Annotated in this window: 20 protein-coding genes; 5 read left to right on the top strand and 15 right to left on the bottom strand. The window is 35.4% G+C overall.

Annotation, left to right across the window (positions count from 1 at the left end):
- Positions 1-144: 144 nt before the first annotated feature.
- From CLOS_RS10470 to lepB, 6 genes are all read right to left on the bottom strand, one after another.
- A complete protein-coding gene (locus CLOS_RS10470) occupies positions 145-891 on the bottom strand; it encodes a class I SAM-dependent DNA methyltransferase (protein WP_012159852.1) in 747 nt (248 codons plus the stop codon).
- Complete coding sequence (locus CLOS_RS10475; RefSeq protein WP_012159853.1) at positions 888-1,088, bottom strand: small, acid-soluble spore protein, alpha/beta type; 201 nt, start codon at positions 1,086-1,088, stop codon at positions 888-890. Before CLOS_RS10475 ends, CLOS_RS10470 begins: the two co-directional genes overlap by 4 nt.
- Positions 1,089-1,383: 295 nt before the next feature.
- Entirely contained in the window at positions 1,384-2,301 is a 918-nt protein-coding gene (gene glsA / locus CLOS_RS10480) for a glutaminase A (protein WP_012159854.1), read from the bottom strand.
- A gap of 84 nt (positions 2,302-2,385) precedes the next feature.
- A complete protein-coding gene (locus CLOS_RS10485) occupies positions 2,386-4,062 on the bottom strand; it encodes a nucleoside kinase (protein ID WP_012159855.1) in 1,677 nt (558 codons plus the stop codon).
- A 235-nt stretch (positions 4,063-4,297) separates the two neighbouring features.
- Positions 4,298-4,726 (bottom strand): CBS domain-containing protein, encoded by a 429-nt coding sequence (locus tag CLOS_RS10490; RefSeq protein ID WP_012159856.1) that lies wholly within the window; start codon positions 4,724-4,726, stop codon positions 4,298-4,300.
- A 135-nt stretch (positions 4,727-4,861) separates the two neighbouring features.
- On the bottom strand, positions 4,862-5,383 hold the full coding sequence (gene lepB / locus CLOS_RS10495; RefSeq protein ID WP_041719258.1) for a signal peptidase I: 522 nt from the start codon (positions 5,381-5,383) through the stop codon (positions 4,862-4,864).
- Between the two features lie 211 nt (positions 5,384-5,594).
- Between lepB and CLOS_RS10500 the strand changes: the two genes are divergently transcribed.
- A complete protein-coding gene (locus CLOS_RS10500) occupies positions 5,595-6,131 on the top strand; it encodes an MltG/YceG/YrrL family protein (RefSeq protein WP_012159858.1) in 537 nt (178 codons plus the stop codon).
- Here CLOS_RS10500 and CLOS_RS10505 read toward each other — a convergent pair whose 3' ends face one another.
- The 3 genes from CLOS_RS10505 to hpt form a co-directional block, all read right to left on the bottom strand.
- Entirely contained in the window at positions 6,132-6,839 is a 708-nt protein-coding gene (locus CLOS_RS10505) for a PrsW family intramembrane metalloprotease (protein WP_012159859.1), read from the bottom strand.
- A gap of 153 nt (positions 6,840-6,992) precedes the next feature.
- Entirely contained in the window at positions 6,993-7,937 is a 945-nt protein-coding gene (locus tag CLOS_RS10510) for a type II CAAX endopeptidase family protein (protein ID WP_012159860.1), read from the bottom strand.
- Between the two features lie 146 nt (positions 7,938-8,083).
- On the bottom strand, positions 8,084-8,623 hold the full coding sequence (gene hpt / locus CLOS_RS10515) for a hypoxanthine phosphoribosyltransferase (protein WP_012159861.1): 540 nt from the start codon (positions 8,621-8,623) through the stop codon (positions 8,084-8,086).
- 208 nt (positions 8,624-8,831) lie between these two features.
- On the opposite strand from hpt, the gene CLOS_RS16355 reads away from it, so the two are divergent.
- The gene (locus tag CLOS_RS16355) at positions 8,832-8,957 is read left to right on the top strand and encodes a hypothetical protein (RefSeq protein ID WP_278183739.1); all 126 of its coding nucleotides are present in this window, start codon (positions 8,832-8,834) and stop codon (positions 8,955-8,957) included.
- Positions 8,958-8,986: 29 nt separating this feature from the next.
- Here the strand turns inward: CLOS_RS16355 and CLOS_RS10520 are convergent, their stop codons facing one another.
- From CLOS_RS10520 to CLOS_RS10545, 6 genes are all read right to left on the bottom strand, one after another.
- A complete protein-coding gene (locus CLOS_RS10520; RefSeq protein ID WP_242649570.1) occupies positions 8,987-9,637 on the bottom strand; it encodes a single-stranded DNA-binding protein in 651 nt (216 codons plus the stop codon).
- Between the two features lie 121 nt (positions 9,638-9,758).
- Positions 9,759-11,264: a Mur ligase family protein gene (locus CLOS_RS10525; RefSeq protein ID WP_012159863.1), complete on the bottom strand. Its 1,506-nt coding sequence runs from the start codon at positions 11,262-11,264 to the stop codon at positions 9,759-9,761.
- A gap of 439 nt (positions 11,265-11,703) precedes the next feature.
- Positions 11,704-12,468: a polysaccharide deacetylase family sporulation protein PdaB gene (pdaB, locus tag CLOS_RS10530; protein WP_012159864.1), complete on the bottom strand. Its 765-nt coding sequence runs from the start codon at positions 12,466-12,468 to the stop codon at positions 11,704-11,706.
- Between the two features lie 120 nt (positions 12,469-12,588).
- A complete protein-coding gene (locus tag CLOS_RS10535) occupies positions 12,589-13,485 on the bottom strand; it encodes a glycine betaine ABC transporter substrate-binding protein (protein ID WP_012159865.1) in 897 nt (298 codons plus the stop codon).
- Positions 13,486-13,552: 67 nt separating this feature from the next.
- Positions 13,553-14,392, bottom strand: a complete 840-nt coding sequence (locus tag CLOS_RS10540; protein WP_012159866.1) for an ABC transporter permease — start codon at positions 14,390-14,392, stop codon at positions 13,553-13,555.
- A complete protein-coding gene (locus CLOS_RS10545) occupies positions 14,364-15,578 on the bottom strand; it encodes a quaternary amine ABC transporter ATP-binding protein (protein ID WP_012159867.1) in 1,215 nt (404 codons plus the stop codon). Before CLOS_RS10545 ends, CLOS_RS10540 begins: the two co-directional genes overlap by 29 nt.
- Positions 15,579-15,886: 308 nt before the next feature.
- Here CLOS_RS10545 and CLOS_RS10550 point away from each other — a divergent pair, with 308 nt between their 5' ends.
- The 3 genes from CLOS_RS10550 (at position 15,887) to CLOS_RS10560 (ending at position 18,849) form a co-directional block, all read left to right on the top strand.
- The gene (locus tag CLOS_RS10550) at positions 15,887-16,420 is read left to right on the top strand and encodes a GbsR/MarR family transcriptional regulator (RefSeq protein ID WP_012159868.1); all 534 of its coding nucleotides are present in this window, start codon (positions 15,887-15,889) and stop codon (positions 16,418-16,420) included.
- A gap of 189 nt (positions 16,421-16,609) precedes the next feature.
- Positions 16,610-17,842, top strand: a complete 1,233-nt coding sequence (locus tag CLOS_RS10555; RefSeq protein WP_012159869.1) for an LL-diaminopimelate aminotransferase — start codon at positions 16,610-16,612, stop codon at positions 17,840-17,842.
- Between the two features lie 44 nt (positions 17,843-17,886).
- Entirely contained in the window at positions 17,887-18,849 is a 963-nt protein-coding gene (locus CLOS_RS10560; protein ID WP_408626268.1) for a Na/Pi cotransporter family protein, read from the top strand.
- Positions 18,850-18,989: the final 140 nt, after the last annotated feature.

The raw sequence follows: 18,989 nt of genomic DNA on the forward strand, positions 1-18,989 counted from the left end.
CTAAAACAGTATTGAACCTAGGCTTGTCTACCCTTATTCTTTTTTAGTCTATCATAGTGCAAATTTTATGTCAATATTTTATCCATCCTCTAAAATAGACCTTCAACATTCATTATAGGATATTCTTGACACTATTTTTCATGTTTATTCAGACTTTTTTGCAATAAAAAAAACACGTTCACTATTGTTTTTAGGTGCATCTAAACTAAATCCGTCTAATACACGAATTTCTTTAAAGTTTCGATTCAATAGATTCATAATTTCATCGATTTCATATGCTCTTTGAATATGATATTCTTCTTCTTTTCTATACAGGCTTCCTTCTTGAATAAAAAAAGTTAAGTTCATCTCTATGATACGCTCGTCTTCGTTAAAATAATTTTCCCACAAGTAACAAAGATCCTCCAAATTTTCTCCGAAGGTGTTGTCACCCAATATATGTTTCAGCTTATAGTAAGAACTGATATCAAAAATAAAAAGCCCATCCTTCTCTAAGACCTCATATACATTATGAAAAACTTTGTCTAAATCTATTTCCTCTGTAATATAATTAATGCCATCACACATGGCTAGAACACAATCAAACTTTTCATCAAACTCTAGCTCAACCATATCTTGCTGTATAAACAATACATTTTGATTGCTATCGATGGCTTTATTCTTGGCTACCATCAACATATCTTCCGATATATCTACCCCAGTCAGACGATACCCTTTATTTGCAAGAGGTATGGTAATATTCCCAGTACCACATGCTAGTTCTAGTATTTTCTTAGGTTTCCTATTGTCATTCGTCATTAATTCTTCCACGTAGTTTGCCCATGCTCCATAGTCAACATCTTCCATTAGACGATCATAGATATAGGCAAAGCCTCCATATTGCTCTGTCATTTAGTACGCCCCTTTTTATTTTCTTTTTTTCTAGAGGTCATGATACCGCCAATTCTTCCAGTTTCCTTAGCAGTAAGTCCACCCCATCCGTATTTCTTTACTTTATCAATTAATCCTAATTCTTCGGCAATCTCGTATTTCATCATCATGTCCGGTGTAAATTCGTCTGCAAATTTTTTCAATTCTTTCTTTTTCATCGATATCCCTCCACATCCTTATTATGGAATAGTTGGAGAAATATTATTCAGCCATAATTATGTCGTATTTCCACGAGAATTCTTAACTAATCGTAATAATTGATTTTTTTTGTTGATTTTAGTCATATCAAGTGATAAATTATTCTTATTGTAATATCAATACTATTTTCCCACTCCCCTTTTAATATATCAATATATTAAATGAAGTATGGTAATTTTCCCCTAAAATTACTTACTTAAATCGGAATAAAAGAAGACATGGCACCATGTCTTCTTTTTATTTTTATCTGAAAATCTAAAAGATACTCAGTTCTAGCATTTTTGAAAGCTGTTCTAACACACCAACACCTGCGATACTATTCCCTTTTTCATCCAGAGAAGGTCCAATAACACCAATACCCATCTTTCCAGGTACAACAGCCATAATACCGCCACCTACACCACTTTTAGCAGGAATGCCAACATTGATGGCAAATTCTCCCGATGCATTATACATGCCACAGGTGGTCATCAACGCCTTTGCAATTTTACTATGCTTGGGATTTATAATCTGCTTTCCTGTTTCCAGAAGGACTCCATCGCTACTTAGAAACAAACCAATTCGCGCAATATCTTTGCATGTAACCTCAATGGAACATTGTTTAAAGTATAAATCTAGATTTTCTTCAACATCTCCTGTGATCACACCGACATCCTTCATAAAGTAAGCCATGGCTCTATTCCGATCTCCAGTGGATTTCTCCGACATATAGATGGATTCATTCACTTTCAAATCTGGATTTCCAGTTACCAGCTTGAAAAAATCCATAATACGCTGTATTCTCTCTTCCGGTGATTTACCTTTAATCTTAGATGTCACAGCAATGGCTCCTGCGTTAATCATCGGATTAAATGGTTTGGAAGGTCGAACAATTTCTAGCTTCATCATGGAGTTAAAAGCGTCTCCTGTAGGTTCCTTCCCTACACATTCAAAAATATATTCTGCGCCCCAATCCTCTAAAGCCATGATCAAAGTAATCACTTTTGATATACTTTGAATGGTAAACTTATAATCATAATCTCCTGCCTTAAATTCAGAGCCATCCAATTGGCTAATATAGATGCCCAATGCATCTTTATTAGCTCTAGTGAGCTCTGGAATATATGTCGGCAGGTTTCCGAAAGCAATTTTCTCTCGATTTTGATTTAATATTTTTTCAAGTTCAATCTGCACTTTGTCACCCTCTATCAAAAGTCTTCATTTGCATCCCTTTGCAAATTGAATATATAAAATTAAAGTTCATTCGTCAATACTTTTTTAATGGAAGCTGCTTCCAGCTATGAACTCTCTCAATATTGAAGTTCTCGGTATATCTTCTTCATTTTCTAGATTGACAAAATAATTAAGAAACTTTAATAATCGCTTTGCTTCCGCATGATAAGGGCTTGTGGTATCCACCTGCCTTAGAAGTGGTTCTGCATATTTTTTAAGGGCACACAATTCATAGAATAATGCGGAGTTAAACATAACATCTGCTTCCTCTTGGAATGGGAAAATATTTCGCTCTTCTCCCCGTCTTACAGATTGCCACAGAAATAAAGTTCTGTTTGCATCGTTGGACCTAAATTTGCTATCCCTTACTAATCTTCGAATTAATCGTGTATCCGTTGTAGGGATTCGATTATGCTCATCTAAATTTAATTGTGTTAAAGCACTGATATAGATCCTAAACTTATTATTTTTTGGAATGGACTTTGTAAGTTCATCATTTAGGCAGTGAATCCCTTCTAGTATCAAAGGTTGATCTTCTGTAATTTTAATTTTATGTCCCCGATATTCTCTCTTTCCTAGATGGAAGTTAAAAGTTGGAATTTCTACTTCTTCTCCAGCAAGTATCTTTTCTAGGTCTTTATTAAATAAATCTAAATCGATTGCATATAAAGATTCAAAATCAAATTCTCCATTTTCATCTAAAGGCGTATCCTCTCTATTTACAAAATAATCATCTAAGGAAATAGACACCGGATTCAATCCATTTACCTTGAGGTGAATTTCTAGCCGTTTAGCAAATGTAGTCTTACCAGAAGAAGAAGGTCCTGCTATTAAAATCAATTTTTTCTCATGGATATTTTCTAGAATCGTATCTGCAATTTGAGCGATCTTTTTTTCATGCAATGCTTCTGCAATTCGAATGAATTCACCTTGTCTTTTCGTTACAATGAGATCATTTAAAGCTGCCACATGGTCAATTTCTAAAATTTTTGCCCATTTTTCCGTTTCTCTAAATATCTTAAACAGTCTGGGTTGCTCTTCAAATTCCGGTATTTGGCAATTGGCTTCCTTCGTCGGTAGCTGTATGATAATTCCAGGACTATAATATTTTAAAGAAAATTTCTTTAAGTAGCCAGTGGATGGTACCATATAGCCATAAAAATAATTTTTCAGCCAACCGCACTGATATATATTAATATAGGGCTTATCCCGATACTTCATTAAATTTACTTTGCCATTTTGTCCGTATTCTTTAAATATATCGATGGCCTCATCCACTGGTACTCTACTTTTGATCAGCGGCACATCTTCTGCAATAATTTCTCTCATTCTCTCTTCGATTCGTTTGGTATCTTCCTCATTAAGATCTCTCTTATATTGAATTTCACAATACAAACCTTTACTTAAGGAATGTTCCACCGAAACCTGACAGCCTGAAAACAATTCCATACAGGCTCTTATAAAGACAAAAGATAAACTTCTTTGGTATATTCGAGCACCAATGGAAGAACATTGCTCCAAAAATCGCACATGACAATCCTCGCTCAAAATAACTCCTAATTCTTCTAACTGATTATCAACGATGGCACCTACGATTTGATTTTCATATGTATCACCAAAGTCCTTAGATATTTCCTCCAAAGATATTCCTTTTTCATATTCAAATATCCCTTTACCTTCTACATCAACTTTGATTAAATTTTTATTCTTTTCTTGTTCCATATTTACTCCCCCTATTTACTTACTCATTGATTCTGTTTTTTACTAGTATATTGATTATATTCGGGTCAAAGATTTAATATAACAATCTCTTATATTTTACCCATTTGAAATAGCAATCCAACAAGTAATTTTACCGCTCTATTTTCAAGTCCTCTTTTATAAACAAGTCTTTTAATTTAAAAAGCTATTATTTTATTCATAAAATAGTCCCTGCCAAAGGCAGGGACTATTCCACCTACATCATTGGTCTACTGGGTGTAGAGATATTACTCAATGCTTCTCCTGCTTCATTTTCATAATCATTTCTAACGGCTAAATCTCCAATGGAAACCATTCCAACCATCTTTCCATTTTCAATGACGGGTAATCTTCTTACTTGGTTTTCTCCCATGATTCTAGCAGCTTCATGAATATGAGTATCCGGTGTAACGGAGACAATTCCTTTAGACATTACTTCACTTGCAGTAGCATTGTCTTTCGAGTTTTGCGCTACACATCGTAGAACAATATCTCTATCTGTAATAATACCCAAAGGTTGATTTTGCTGGTTACACACTGGAATCGACCCTACATTTAATTCTTTCATTTTTTTAGCAACTTCAGCAATTGAAGCATTTGGTAAGGCAGCATAGATTTTGTTCGTCATTACATCCTTTACATTCATACACACACCTCCAAATAATATACTCCATCTATAGGTTGTACGATTTCCCGTTTTTTTATTAAATCTTTTCTTCTCAAAAAAAGTTCCTAACGGCAGTTAGAAACATTTTTAGAAATTTTAGCATAAAAATAAAGTTTATTTCAATAGTTGTATCTTGTTCAATGGAAATAATCTTATAAAGGCTTTTCCCATGACCTTTTCAAAATCCACCAAGCCTAAAGCAGGATCTCTACTATCCAAGCTATTTCCTCTATTGTCTCCCATAACAAAGAGTTTACCCTCTGGTACAGTTATGTCCACTTCACCGATGGTATAGTTCTCTGGAATATATTCTTCCTTTAAAAGAACATCATTCACAAATACATCTCCATCTTTAATGAACACTCGATCTCCTGGAACTCCTATGACACGCTTAATCAATAATTTATTGCTTCCGTTTTCAGTTCTTAAATCGGATTGGAAAACAACGATATCTCCCATTTTAGGTTGACTTCTCTTATATAAAAACCGATTTATAATTAAAAAATCATTTTCCTCCAAAGTAGGGCTCATCGAATAATTCTTCACAATCGTTGGCTTTATAAAAGTTGTAATGATTAAAGCAATCACTAGGGATAATATAATGGTTTTCACCCATTCGAGTATTTCATCCTTCATAGTTTGCCCTCCTGTCTCCACCTTATGAATAAACTTCCTTACCATTTTATCACTGTACCCAGTGGAAAGCAACTTTAAAACAATGGATGTTGTATGGAATTTATGTAGGTCATTATAATACCTTATAATTATTACATTTTCATGTCAATGTTGATGATTCCTTCTCTTTATGGTATCCTAAAATATATGATCTCATAAGGAGTTGATTCAAATGGAGAGGTTAAAGGATTTTTTTCACGATTATTCCGATATGTTCCTTGCCCTATTTGTAGCGGGTATCATGTTTTTTGCAATTTCTTGGAACCTTGGAAGCTGGTTTGACAATTCTTCCAATACCGCATTGGCAAATAATACTCCAGTAATAGAACAAGAAAAGCCTGAAAAGGATTCTACGGTGACTGATGATCCTCAGGGTTCAGAAGAAGAGAATTCTTCAAATGAAAATAAAGAAGATGAAAATGCAATTGATTCTGAAAATACAGAAAATGCACCCAAAGAAAATACGGTCGCTGAAGAGAAGCCGCCAGTTGTTGCAGAAGTAAAAACGATTACAGTTCCCAATGGGACTCCTGGAACAGGCGTTGCAAACATTCTTAAAGAAAATGGATTGATCCAAAATACGAACGATTTTATCCAAGCTGCAGAAAGATTGAATCTGGCAGTACGATTGAAATCTGGAACTTTTGAAATATCCACAGATGCTACAGTAGAAGATATGGTAAAAATTATAGCAGGACAGAAAAAGTAATCACTCTTTTCTGTCCTCTATTCTATTAAAGAGATCTTTACTATCTCTTGTGTACTGATTTAACTTTTTTAAGTTTGTAATCCACAAATAAATGACATACGGAATAAAAAATACCATCAAGGCTGGAATCTTTGCCATTAATATAAAATTAAATAGACCATGTAACAGCACTGGAACGATTAAGGATTTTTTATAATATTGTGAGCTTAAGGAAGACTCTCTCGTGTATTTACTTAGGGATAAATAATATCCCATGGTAATACCAAAGAGCATATGGGCAGGCACGGATAAAATCCCCCGCATGATACCAACGGAATAGTTTCCTGTGTATCTGAAAACCACATACATAATATTTTCTACTGTAGCAAAGCCTAGGGCAGAAAATACACAGTATACAATCCCATCTAACTTTTCATTAAAATGTTTGTTGTTATATACGCCATAGACCACTGCTGCTCTTTTAAAAAACTCTTCTGTTAATCCCGCTACGATGAATGATTGATATGCAATGGAAAATATCCCGGAAAACAAATCTATAGAAATCAAAAATCTCTGCAAAAATAGAATGGGGATTACAGAAAAAGCCCCTAGCCCAAAAACACGAATTAAAAGCCACCATGGTTCCCGATCGTATCGATCTACTAAATATATGCCCATTGCCAAAGCAATAATCGGTGTAATCGCAATGATCATCAGTCTAGTCTCCATATCATTTCCTCCTTCATAGATTCCTTTATACGATCTAATGATTATAGTATGGTTTATTTCTTAAAAATTTACACCGAATAAAATTCTTTCCTTCCCCATTACTTATATTTGGGCAATAAAAAAACAACCCCAAAGGATTGCTCTTTTGATAGATTAACCTAAAGAAATAATTTCTCTGATCTGAAGTACAGCCACTAAAATAAATAAACATGCAGGAATGATCAATGGAATAAACTCCGATTTTCTAACGTGCGGCTGTGCCTCGTCTTCCTGTATTCTCATAGTGCCCCTATCTTTTCGTATAACCTTAACCAGTCGATAAGCAATAAATAAAGTGATCACGGAAATAATCCCGAACAATATCGTAGTTCCTATCATTACTGCCGTTGTAGAAACTCCAGCAGCAACTTCACCGCCAGCTTCAATATCACCTACCATTTTAGAGGCTGCATTTGCTAAAAAACCTAAGGTTACAGCAAATCCATTATTGGTCATATGGCCAATCATTCCGGCAAAAATAGAATCCGTTTCTATAACCAAATACCCAAAAACCAAACCCAGCATCATGGGCCCCATTAAGTTATATAAATTAAAGTGGAAAACACCGAATAAAATTGCCGATAAAACGATGGCTTTTCTCCTTCCTAGTCGCTCATAGCCAGAAAGTACAAACCCTCTAAAAAACATTTCTTCACAAATACCTGCCGATACAGAAATGATAAGCATATGGATTAAATATTCACTCCCCGTTGAAGCTGTAGGTAAAGCAGGGATATTTAAATTCCCCATAAGACTCATAATGGTCATAATCAGAGCATTTGTAAATACAGCCACAGGGTAGGTTAAAATAGTGATCATCACAACGATGACGCCATGTTTGAAGCTGATTTTATTTAGCCTAAAGGTTTCCTTAATGCTCACATTTTTTACTTTAGCATAGATCACAGGCGGAAGAAGAATTAATACATACTGAGTAATCAGCAATCCTCCTAAAAGATGAGTGCTTTGAACATAGGAACCAATCGTCCAAAATATCAGTGCGCCAATGAGGTATAACAAGTTGGCATCCAGTACCATAAGCTTTTTGTGGTTTACCATAAAATGGTTCGCCTCCCTTCTAAACTATTAAAATAAAATTTGTTCGCTCTAACTCACAAACTTTATGACGCACTTGAATTCTAAATAAAGCTTAGAATTCAAGTGCTTAAAATAAAGCACTTCTTAAAAGAAGTGCTTTATTTATTCTATCGGTCTTGATCGGTTACAACAAAAACGTAAGGAATATTACGGTAGTAATCTCCATAGTTTAATCCGTAACCAACAACAAATTTATCTGGAATAGTAAATCCAACATAATCTGGAACAATCTCCACTTTTCTACGCTCTGGCTTATCCAATAGCACACATGATTTTACACTTTGTGGATTCTTCGTTTTTAAATGGTCCATTACAAATTTCATTGTCAATCCAGAGTCTGTAATATCATCTACGACAAGGACGTGGTAGTCTTCTAGGTTTTCTTTAATATCTGTAACGATTTGTACAGTTCCACTGGACTCTGTATCATGTCCATAGCTAGATGTTGTCATAAAATCTATTTTAACAGGAATATCTAGTTTTCTAACCAAATCTGCAGTAAAAACAAAGCTTCCTCTCAATAAAGATATCACATATAATTTCTTATCTCTATATTCATCTGAAATTTCTTTTCCTAAGGCTGTAAGTCTAGCTGCAATGTCTTCTTCTGAACAAAGTACTTCCCATACTTTTTTATCTATGTCCATCTTGATTCCCTCCAATTAAGAATATATTATTAATATTTTAATTGAAATAAAAATCATTGTCAAATATTCTTCTGTTTTTTTCATCATAGTTTTTAAATAATGTCGGATCAACGGATTTTTTAACGAATAAATATTTCATTGCACATACAAAATTGCCCCTAAAAAGTGTATAATTGATGTAGGATAACGATGGATTAGGAGGTCGCTCATGAAGGATTTTTTTGTTCCCATGATTATATTATTTATTATATTGATATCTTTACAATATTCTCTCAACAAAATCATCATCTTATTGAAGGAAATAAAGCAAATTCTATCTCAAAGGAAGGCTTAAACTTTAACATTCAAAGAACACACCCCTCTTTAGAGGTCCGTGTGTTCTTCTGTTTTATTCTCATCTTCACTGTTTACTTTTTCCATCTTGGAAATAGAAACCTCGTAGGCAACTTTATTTACTACATTGCCATCATTGAATTTTTTTTGATATTTCCGACTTTGTATGCGGCCCCATATCCGTATCTTATCGCCAATATTTAAATTCGATGAAAACCTTGCGTTTCTTCCCCATGCAATGGCTGGAATATAGTCCGATTTATTATATAGCCTATTTACAGCAACTAAGATATCTGTAATCTCTCTGCCAAAAGGCGTTTCTCTATATACTGGAGATTTGCAAATATATCCTTCCAAAAATATTTCATTTGGATTTTTTAAATCCTCTTCTCCATCGAACGGCATAATATCTCTAGCAAATATGGTTAATACGAGACGATTGCTACCATCAATAAATTTATTATAGGACCTTAGCTGCCCCTCTACCTTAATCATATCTTGATCTTTTAAATCCAATCCAACCAACAATCGCTCTGATATTGTTAAAGGTAGATTGTCTACTGTTTCACTGAGTCGAGGTATTTCCATATTATATACGTAAAATCCCTCTCCATAAATTTCATGGCTGAACTTCTTCTCACCACTAATTTTTCCAACGATTGTTACAACATTTGTTTCCATAAGATGATCTAAGGTCATCTTACTCCACTCCCCCTTCTATTCTTATGTTTATAGCCTTTCAAGACTAATCTATAGACATATTTATTCAGAGTGGCATTAAATTATGTTTTCTTTAACAAAATTAATGGAACTTTTTCTGGGAGTAATCCATCTCCTCAGAATAAAACAGCATTTGATTATGGGTAGGAGCATCTTCTGGAGCCTTAATGATCTCAAAAAATAGTTGCTTCCCTTTATCCATAGATTGTGCTCCCAATAGCAACAGAATATCTCCCTGCCTTAAATCTCGGATGCCTTCCTCTATGGCATCTCTTAAATTTCGTTCATATTGAAAGGGGATGGCAGAGCTATTGAATACTTCAAAACAAATATTTTTTTCTTCCTCTAAAGCACTGTTCATAGGATCTATAAAATCTGTACTATCTGTAATCACAAGTTTTTTTATATTCAAAATGTCGTACCACTGCTTTAATACCTCTGCATTTTTTTTATTGATATGGACCCCTCTGTTTCCTCGAATGCCATTGACTATATGTAGATTATTATACTGTAGATTCTGTATGGCATTGAATACAGCCTCATAGCTGGATGGATTATGGCAGTAATCGTCTATCACCGTAAACTTATCGCGATAGATGATCTGCATTCGTCGTTGAACAGCGGGATAATTTTTTATAGATTGCACAATTTTATCTATTGGAATATTCAATAGCAGACAGGTACTAATGGCTAATAACGCATTATAAATATTATGATTTCCTATTAAATTCGATGTAACGGGATATTCAAAGGCTTCTATTTCTACACCCTCTAAGGTCGTGATCCCTCTTTGCAGGCAATAAGTAAAGGAGGTTGTAAAACCAAAATCAATACTAGAAGCTGTAACAGTTGATTTAGAGCTTAAACCGTAAGTAATCGCAAGGATTTCTTTTTTTCCCTCCAACATTTTTATACCATATTGATCGTCATGATTGATTAGAGCCACTTTTCCTTCCGAAAGGCTATCAAATAATTTTTTCTTAGAATTTACATAATCATTGATATTCTTATGAAAATTCAAGTGATCCCAATTAATGTTGGTATGGATTGCGATATCGAAGTCAATACCATGAACTCTATTATTTTTTAATCCATGGGAAGAAACTTCAAGAACCGCAACTGTTACACCTTCTTCTACCATCTGATTTAAATAATAATAAATATCCTCCGTGCAGGGCGTGGTCAATTTTGAAGCATATTGTTTCGTACCTATTTTTATGAATAAAGTTCCAATAAGCCCAGCTTTCTTTCCAGATTCTTTCAAAATATGATATATTAAATTCGTTGTTGTGGTCTTCCCATTGGTTCCTGTAACACCAATAACTAATAGCTTGTCAGAGGGATATCCGTAGAATTGATTGCACAGATTCCCTAACTCCTTCCGACAATCTGGTACCTTTTTTACGATACAGTCTTTAATGTGTACATCATTTTCCGTATAAATCATAACGGCTCCTTTTTGTACAGCCTCATGTATGAAGTTATTCCCATCTTCCTTCTCCCCAGTGATCGCCACAAAAATATAACCCTTTTTAACCTGTCTAGAATCCGAAGTCACGCCTTTTATTTCTATGCCGTCAATGTTCATGATTGTATATCCTCCCATTATTCCTCTAGATTAAAGTTGATCGTGTTAATGGTTATGTTTTGTAGTTCAAGGAGCAATTATGCAAAAATAAAATTTGTTCGCTCTGGCTCACAAACTTTATGTCGCACTCAACTCTAGATAGAACTTAGAGTTTCAAGTGCTCAAAATAAAATTTGTTCGCTCTGGCTCACAAACTTTATGTCGCACTCAACTCTAGATAGAGCTTAGAGTTTCAAGTGCTCAAAATAAAATTTGTTCGCTCTGGCTTTTAAACTTTATGTCGCACTCAACCCTAGATAGAGCTTAGAGTTTCAAGTGCTCAAAATAAAATTTGTTCGCTCTGGCTCACAAACTTTATGTCGCACTCAACTCTAGATAAAGCTTAGAGTTTCAAGTGCTCAAAATAAAGAAACTCTCCAAATATGGTGGAGAGTTTCTTCTAATTCTTTTTCTGCCTTCCTGTATTATCAATGGAGTAATTTTCTGTGTATATCAATTCTGATACTGGGACAATTTCATATCCTTGTTCTTGTAGTTTTTCTAATACGATGGGTAGAAATTGACTGACATATTTCGCATTGTTATGAAATAATACGATGGATCCTTTTTTAACATTTCGAGTGACCCGATCTACTACCGCCTGAACACCCAGTTCCTTCCAATCCAATGAATCTACATCCCACTGAATGGTATGATAATTTAGTTCTTCTGCAGTTTCTATCAACAAATCGTTATAATCTCCAAATGGCGGTCTGAAAACGACGGGATCTTTTCCTGTAATTTTCGCAATTTTATCCCCTGTAGTTTTTAATTCAGTGATAATCTGCTCCTTCGATAGCTTCGACATATGTGGATGTGTCGTCGAATGGTTTCCGATCTCGTGACCCCTATCGTAGATTTTTTTCACCATATCTGGATATTTTTCTACCCAGAAAGATACTAAGAAGAATGTAGTTTTCACATTATATTTATCTAATGTATCCAATATATCATCTGTAAATTCATCACCCCAAGCAGCGTCGAAGCTAATGGCAATCTTTTTCTCTTCAGTTTCTACACTGTAGATGGGCAATCTCTTTTGATTCGAAAAAACTGCTGCGATACTGCCATCGATTGCCTTTGTATACGCTACAATACCACTTAACAGTAATAAAACACATAGAATAATAGAGAACATTCTTTTTCTAAAGATATATAATTTCATGTAACTCCCCCTGTGTAAAAGATTATATTAAAGTTTATTCTCTAGAAAGGGTTTTATGCTTATTTTGCTTAGAATGTACACAAAAAAATAGGCTTATTGAAAAGCCTATTTGCGAATTTATTATTCAATTAAATCTTCTATAGAATTGATCTCCATATAAGCTGGTACAACGAGACCTATCTTTGCACCCTCTAGGTTTGGACCTAAATCTTCAACTTGGCCCTTATAATCCTCCATATACTTCTTGTGGGTTCCCGGTAACCATGCAGCTACAATTGCATCTGCATCGCCACTGGCTACTGCAGCCCACATTGGTCCTGCTTCAACTTGAGTCAACGTAACTTTATATCCCATATCTTCTAATACCAAGCCAATTACATTGGTCGAGGCAATTTCAGTATCCCATGCAACGTAGGCAAGTTTAATCGCCTCACCATTGACCTTTTCTGCTCCTTCTGTCCATTTGCTCACCTTATCTTGATGATCATCGATCCATTGTCTTGCAACTTCTTCTACATCTGCTCCTTCATTGACTTTGGACATAACGGCTTCCATATCGTCCGATGTCCAGTAGAAGTTATCTAATATTTTGTATGCATTGGGCATATCTTTATCTAGTCCCAAACGAACAATTGTATTGATGTGCTCTGCTTCACCAAAGGAACCCTTTGGATCCTCTAAATATTTTAAATCATATTTAGCAAATTTCCAATGTGGAGACCAACCAGTAACTATAATTGGCTCTTTATTTTCAATAGCATCTGCAAGTGCTTGCGTCATGGCAGCACCTGAGCTAGTTTGCACCGTGTAATCTAATCCGTAATCTTTAACAGCCTTTTCTGCCGCTTGAACAACGCCTGCTCCCGCATCGATGCCTGTAATTTTGTACCCTAGCTGCTTTCCTAGAGTACCACCAGAGTCCTGATCTCCTGTTTTACTGTTACTGCATCCTACAATGGTCAGTGATACAATAGCAACAGCAATAATACTTAATTTCTTCCATTTATTTTTAATCATTTATATTTTCCTCCTTAAATCTATGAATTACTTTTATACGGTATTGCTACCCAGCATTCATCGTTACCTAAGAATGCTTTTTAGTATTTAATGCTTGAGTCATACGGTCTAATATAATTGCCAGTATAACAATGGATATACCAGAAGCAAATCCTTGTCCGGCTTCATTTCTCGTAACAGCTCTGAAGACTTCAACCCCTAAGCCTTCAGCCCCAATCATAGAAGCAATAACCACCATGGATAGCGCCAACATAATGGTTTGATTAATTCCTGCCATAATGGTGCTTTTTGCCATAGGAAGCTGAACTTTAAATAGCTTTTGTGTTGCAGTGGAGCCAAAGGCATCTGCTGCTTCTATTAGCTCTGTAGAGACTTGTCGGATCCCCAGATTGGTTAAACGTACAACCGGCGGCATTGCAAATATAACAGATGCAATAATTCCAGGTACCATCCCTATGCCGAAAAAAGAAACGGCTGGTATTAAATAGACAAAAGCTGGCATAGTCTGCATCAAGTCTAATATAGGTGTTATGATATTCTGCGCCGCCTTGCTTCTCGACATCCATATTCCAAGAGGAATCCCGATGACGATGGATATCAGGCTGGATGTTAAAATTAACGATAAGGTCAACATTGTTCCCTTCCAATAACCAAGATTTTGTATTAAAAGTAAACCGCCTAAAACGAATACGGTTAATCCCCATCTTTTCTTAGTGATGATTACCGTCAGTATTACCATAATCATTATAAAAACTAAGGGAGGAATGGCAATAAGAATATCACTTAAGCCAGTTACAATAGCATCTAAAAGGTTTTTAATAGGGCTAAAAAACCACTGAGCATCCTTTCTTAACCAAGCAACAATCATATCCGCCCATTTAGCGAGGGGTATTTGTGGTATCTGCATCCTCATTCACCTCATTTCCAGCAAGAGCTGCCAGTACTGCACCCCTTACGATAATTCCTTTTAATATTTTATTTTCCACAACAGCCACAGGTACTGGTGAATTATGAATCACCTCGAACAGATCGTTCAAAGATAGATCCGGTGGAACGATGGGCACTTCCTTTTCCATCACATCATAAATATTTTTGTTGCCATCCTTTACTGCTTTTGACGCAGCATCTGCAGTTACAACACCGAGGAGCTCTTTATTTTTATTGATCACATAAATACTAGAAATTCCCGCTTGCTTCATATTCTGCAACGCAACCCGTGGACCGTGTTTTTCAACATCAATGGTCTCTGGTCGCTTCATAACGTGCTGAGCAGAGAATACTTTAGAGCGGTCTACGTCCTCAACGAATTTTTTAACGTAATCATTGGCAGGGTTCGTCATAATTTCTTCCGGCGTACCGATTTGAACAATTACGCCATCCTTCATCAATGCGATTCGATCTCCTATTTTAAGAGCTTCATCTAAATCATGGGTAATGAATATAATCGTCTTTTGCATTGTAGATTGTAATTCTATCAATTCATCCTGCATTTCTTTACGGATTAAGGGATCGAGAGCAGAGAAGGCTTCGTCCATCAATAATATATCCGGTTTATTTGCCAAAGCTCTGGCTAGACCTACTCTTTGCTGCATTCCTCCAGACAATTGGCTAGGGTACTGATCCTCATACCCTTCTAAACCAACTAATTTTAAAGACTCCATCGCTCTACTTCGGATTTCATCTTTCTGCATGCCTTGAACCTCTAAACCGTATCCTACATTTTCTAGAATAGTTCGATGTGGAAACAACCCAAATTTTTGAAAAACCATACCCAGTTTTTTTCTTCTAGTTTTGCGAAGTTGCTCCTTATCCATTTTAGCTAGATCCTCACCATCTACAAATACACTTCCTGCACTGGGCTCGATCAGGCGATTAATCAACCGAACTAAAGTCGATTTTCCACTGCCGGATAAACCCATAATAACGAAAATTTCTCCCGTATATACTTCGAATGATGCTCGGTTTACACCTACCGTCATTCCCGTTTCTTTTAGAATCTGTTCTTTTGTTTTTCCCTCTTGTAGCAATTTGATTCCTTGACTTGGGTTTTTTCCAAAAACCTTCGTCAAGTCTTTCACTTCAATCTTTATCATTAATTCACCTCATTCATTTGTAATCACACTTAAATTTATCCACATCTTATTTTATCCTTTCACTCATCTTTATATTATAATATGTTTTAATCGTAAATTACAAATGTTAAATCTGTTCATATTGTACAAACTGAACGTACAGTTTAAACTGTACGTTCATGTGTTGTCTTATTCTTACAAATACGCCTCATTCCTCCAAGATCCTCTAAATCCTTAATCTTATTTTTTTATTATAATATCTATAGTATATTGCTTCGTACGTGGTATAATATAGGTTGAAACATGCTATTTAAGGAGGCAACCCTTTCATGAATTTAAATGATACGCACATAATAAATGAAGTAGAAGAAATAAAAAGCGAAGCAATACTTACATTATCGAAATTGATCAACCTTTATGGATTATCCTTGTCAGAGTCCCGTCTGTTTTCCATTATATTTCTTGAAAACAATCCATTAACCTTAGATGATATGAGCCAATCCCTAGGAATGAGCAAAACCTCTATGAGTACAGGAATACGCAGCTTATTAGATGCTGAAATGGTTGAAAAAACTTGGAAGAAAGGAATACGAAAAGATTTATATACCGCAGAAGAAAGTTTATATAAGACCTTTTCAAATACGTTCGTCCACCAATGGCTTTCTGTTGTTCACAATCATATCAAAATTTTTAACGAAATTTCAAAAAATTTGAATATGCTCTTACCCCAGTTCGAAGATCCAGAGCTACAAAATTCCTTAACGAAGTATTTGCAAAAAATAGATCGCATTATTGACTTTTATCAATGGCTCAATGAAACCTTCAAACAGCTTCAGGAAAAGATTGAAGATTTAGAGGGCTAAATTCATAGGCGTCTCTTCATAAAAACAAAGCAGATAAACTATATTCCTTTTGTTTATCTGCTTTGCTTTATTAGTACTAAATTTATATTTTATTTAAAGTGTAACAAAAGCGACCGTCAGTGAATATGATAATTGTAAGCGCTATTTTTAATAAAGCGGTCTACTTTTATTTATAAGGAGGTTTCTTCCATGAGTTTTTATATTGATAAAATAGCTCATCGACTGGGTGGAAAAGACTTTGCAAATGAAACAAAGATCTATAAATTTGCAAAGATAAAAAAAGCAAAAGAGCTTGCGATGAAAAATAACCCAAATCTATCCCTAATTGATTTAGGAATCGGAGAACCAGACAAAGCCGCAGATACACCGATTGTTCATGCTTTATCCAGCGAGGCTGGAAAGCTTGAAAATCGACTATACTCCGACAATGGTATTCCTGAGTTTCAAGAGGCTGCTGCTGGGTATCTAGAAAAAGTTTATGGTCTTAAAAACATCAATCCTTATACAGAAATCATTCACGGAATTGGTTCTAAATCCATATTGTCCATGCTTCCAATGTGCTTTATCAATCCCGGAGATATTACCTTAGCCACAACACCTGGTTACCCTGTTCTATCTACCTATACCAACTATCTTGGCGGTACTACATATAACTTGCCCCTATATAAGGAGCATGACTTTTATCCCGATTTCTCTACAATTCCAAAAGAGGTTCTAGCAAAAGCCAAGCTTCTTTATATAAATTATCCCAATAATCCAACTGGCCAAGTGGCTACAGAAGAATTCTATAAAAAGGTCGTCGACTTTGCACATACAAATAATGTTATCGTCGTTTCCGATGCGGCTTACGCTCCGATTACTTTTGAAGGAAAGCAACCTTTAAGTTTTCTTTCTATTGATGGTGCCAAGGAAGTTGGCTTAGAACTCCACAGTTTGTCCAAGGGGTATAATATGACAGGATGGCGATTGGCCTTTATTGTAGGAAATCCGCTCGCCATTAAGGCCTATGGCACGGTCAAAGACAATACGGATTCTGGACAGTTTAGAGCGATACAAAAGGCAGGAGTTTATGCCCTAAATCATCCAGAAATTTGTGTTGAAAATTGCCATCGTTATGCTAGGCGTTTGGATCTTCTAGTCGCTGCCCTAAAGGAAGTTGGATTCTCAGCAGAAAAGCCCAAGGGGACATTCTATTGTTACGTTCCAATACCAAAGGGAACTCAATCTGGAATCACCTTTGGCAGTGCCGAAGAAGTATCTGAATATCTGATAAAAAATGCGCTGATTTCTACAGTTCCTTGGGACGATGCCGGTGCTTACCTAAGGATGTCTGTTACCTTTCAGGCAAATAGTGCCCGGGAAGAGCTTGAAACCATCAACGAAATTAAACGTCGGCTCTTAGGACTACAATTAATTTTCTAATCCATGTTTTATATCCATACGCCTCCTCATATATTAAACGGGAGGTGTTTTCTTTGATTGAACTTATTTCTACTTCATCCATCGGTCTAGGCCTATTTTTACTAGGAATGAATTTCCTCACAGAGGGATTCAATAATTTTATCTCACATCGATTAAAAAATATTATTTTAAACTTGAAAGTTTATCCCATTGTAGGGGTTTTAATCGGCGCTATTGCCACTGCAATTCTACAGTCCAGCAGTGGCATTACAGTTATTTTGGTTGGCCTTGTCCATGCAAATGTACTGACCCTACATCAGGCAACACCAATTCTCATGGGTGCCAATATCGGTACCACCATGACCTCTCAGCTATTGGCTTTCAATGTGGATCAGTACGCTTTCATTCCTTTTATATTGGGTATGCTTATTATTTTGACCACTAAAAATAAAAAATTAAAATACTTTGGGAATATATGCCTAGGACTTTCCCTTATTTTTATTGGAATTAATCTCCTTACAAATGGACTTTCTCCCTTAAAAGATCTATTGGCCTTTCAAAAACTTTTAGGTGAATTTGGCAAAAATCCTCTATTGGGTATATTGCTAGGTTTTTCGACTATTTCTATATTACAAAGTAGTAGCACCGGTGTAGTCATTTTACAAACCTTAGGTTCTTCAGGATCCATATCCATTGATTCTGCTGTGGCTATCATATTAGGGATGAATGTTGGTACTTGCGTTACAGCGATCATCTCTAGCCTTTCTTTAAATAAAGCTGCAAAACAGACTGCATTGATCCATTTTCTTTTTAATGTGCTCGGTGTATTGCTTATTTTTCCTTTTATTGGGTTATTGTGCCGGTTCTGCATTCAATTATCGCCGCTGAATGTATCCAGACAAATTGCCAATGCCCATACAATCTTTAATATTTTTAATACCTTGGTTCTATTGCCGTTTATAGGACCTCTCGTCACTTTATCACAAAAAATTATAAGAAATCCTTCTTCTTATAAGAAAACCTTCTAAAAAATCCTTATAAGGAAGCTTTTTTTAAAACTCATTTACAATACAGCTCTTCCTTTGGGAACACATTATCCATAGCGCTTTTTTCTTGATTATAAAAAGAATTTTTCTTCATTTTGAAAATTTTCTTAGAAAAAACTGCT

Origin of the sequence: Alkaliphilus oremlandii OhILAs, from assembly GCF_000018325.1 — a bacterium.
Classification (GTDB): domain Bacteria; phylum Bacillota; class Clostridia; order Peptostreptococcales; family Natronincolaceae; genus Alkaliphilus_B; species Alkaliphilus_B oremlandii.

What these genes read in the sequence shown, in the direction of transcription:
- CLOS_RS10525 (WP_012159863.1), bottom strand. Translation starts at nt 11,264, where the DNA reads ATGAACATTGACGGCATAGAAATAAAAGGCGTGACTTCGGATTCTAGA.
- pdaB (WP_012159864.1), bottom strand. Translation starts at nt 12,468, where the DNA reads ATGAAATTATATATCTTTAGAAAAAGAATGTTCTCTATTATTCTATGT.
- CLOS_RS10555 (WP_012159869.1), top strand. Translation starts at nt 16,610, where the DNA reads ATGAGTTTTTATATTGATAAAATAGCTCATCGACTGGGTGGAAAAGAC.
- CLOS_RS10535 (WP_012159865.1), bottom strand. Translation starts at nt 13,485, where the DNA reads ATGATTAAAAATAAATGGAAGAAATTAAGTATTATTGCTGTTGCTATT.
- CLOS_RS10505 (WP_012159859.1), bottom strand. Translation starts at nt 6,839, where the DNA reads ATGGAGACTAGACTGATGATCATTGCGATTACACCGATTATTGCTTTG.
- CLOS_RS16355 (WP_278183739.1), top strand. Translation starts at nt 8,832, where the DNA reads ATGAAGGATTTTTTTGTTCCCATGATTATATTATTTATTATATTGATA.
- CLOS_RS10520 (WP_242649570.1), bottom strand. Translation starts at nt 9,637, where the DNA reads ATGGAAACAAATGTTGTAACAATCGTTGGAAAAATTAGTGGTGAGAAG.
- CLOS_RS10510 (WP_012159860.1), bottom strand. Translation starts at nt 7,937, where the DNA reads ATGGTAAACCACAAAAAGCTTATGGTACTGGATGCCAACTTGTTATAC.
- lepB (WP_041719258.1), bottom strand. Translation starts at nt 5,383, where the DNA reads ATGAAGGATGAAATACTCGAATGGGTGAAAACCATTATATTATCCCTA.
- CLOS_RS10550 (WP_012159868.1), top strand. Translation starts at nt 15,887, where the DNA reads ATGAATTTAAATGATACGCACATAATAAATGAAGTAGAAGAAATAAAA.
- hpt (WP_012159861.1), bottom strand. Translation starts at nt 8,623, where the DNA reads ATGGACATAGATAAAAAAGTATGGGAAGTACTTTGTTCAGAAGAAGAC.
- CLOS_RS10545 (WP_012159867.1), bottom strand. Translation starts at nt 15,578, where the DNA reads ATGATAAAGATTGAAGTGAAAGACTTGACGAAGGTTTTTGGAAAAAAC.
- CLOS_RS10470 (WP_012159852.1), bottom strand. Translation starts at nt 891, where the DNA reads ATGACAGAGCAATATGGAGGCTTTGCCTATATCTATGATCGTCTAATG.
- CLOS_RS10540 (WP_012159866.1), bottom strand. Translation starts at nt 14,392, where the DNA reads ATGCAGATACCACAAATACCCCTCGCTAAATGGGCGGATATGATTGTT.
- CLOS_RS10485 (WP_012159855.1), bottom strand. Translation starts at nt 4,062, where the DNA reads ATGGAACAAGAAAAGAATAAAAATTTAATCAAAGTTGATGTAGAAGGT.
- CLOS_RS10475 (WP_012159853.1), bottom strand. Translation starts at nt 1,088, where the DNA reads ATGAAAAAGAAAGAATTGAAAAAATTTGCAGACGAATTTACACCGGAC.
- CLOS_RS10500 (WP_012159858.1), top strand. Translation starts at nt 5,595, where the DNA reads ATGGAGAGGTTAAAGGATTTTTTTCACGATTATTCCGATATGTTCCTT.
- CLOS_RS10490 (WP_012159856.1), bottom strand. Translation starts at nt 4,726, where the DNA reads ATGAATGTAAAGGATGTAATGACGAACAAAATCTATGCTGCCTTACCA.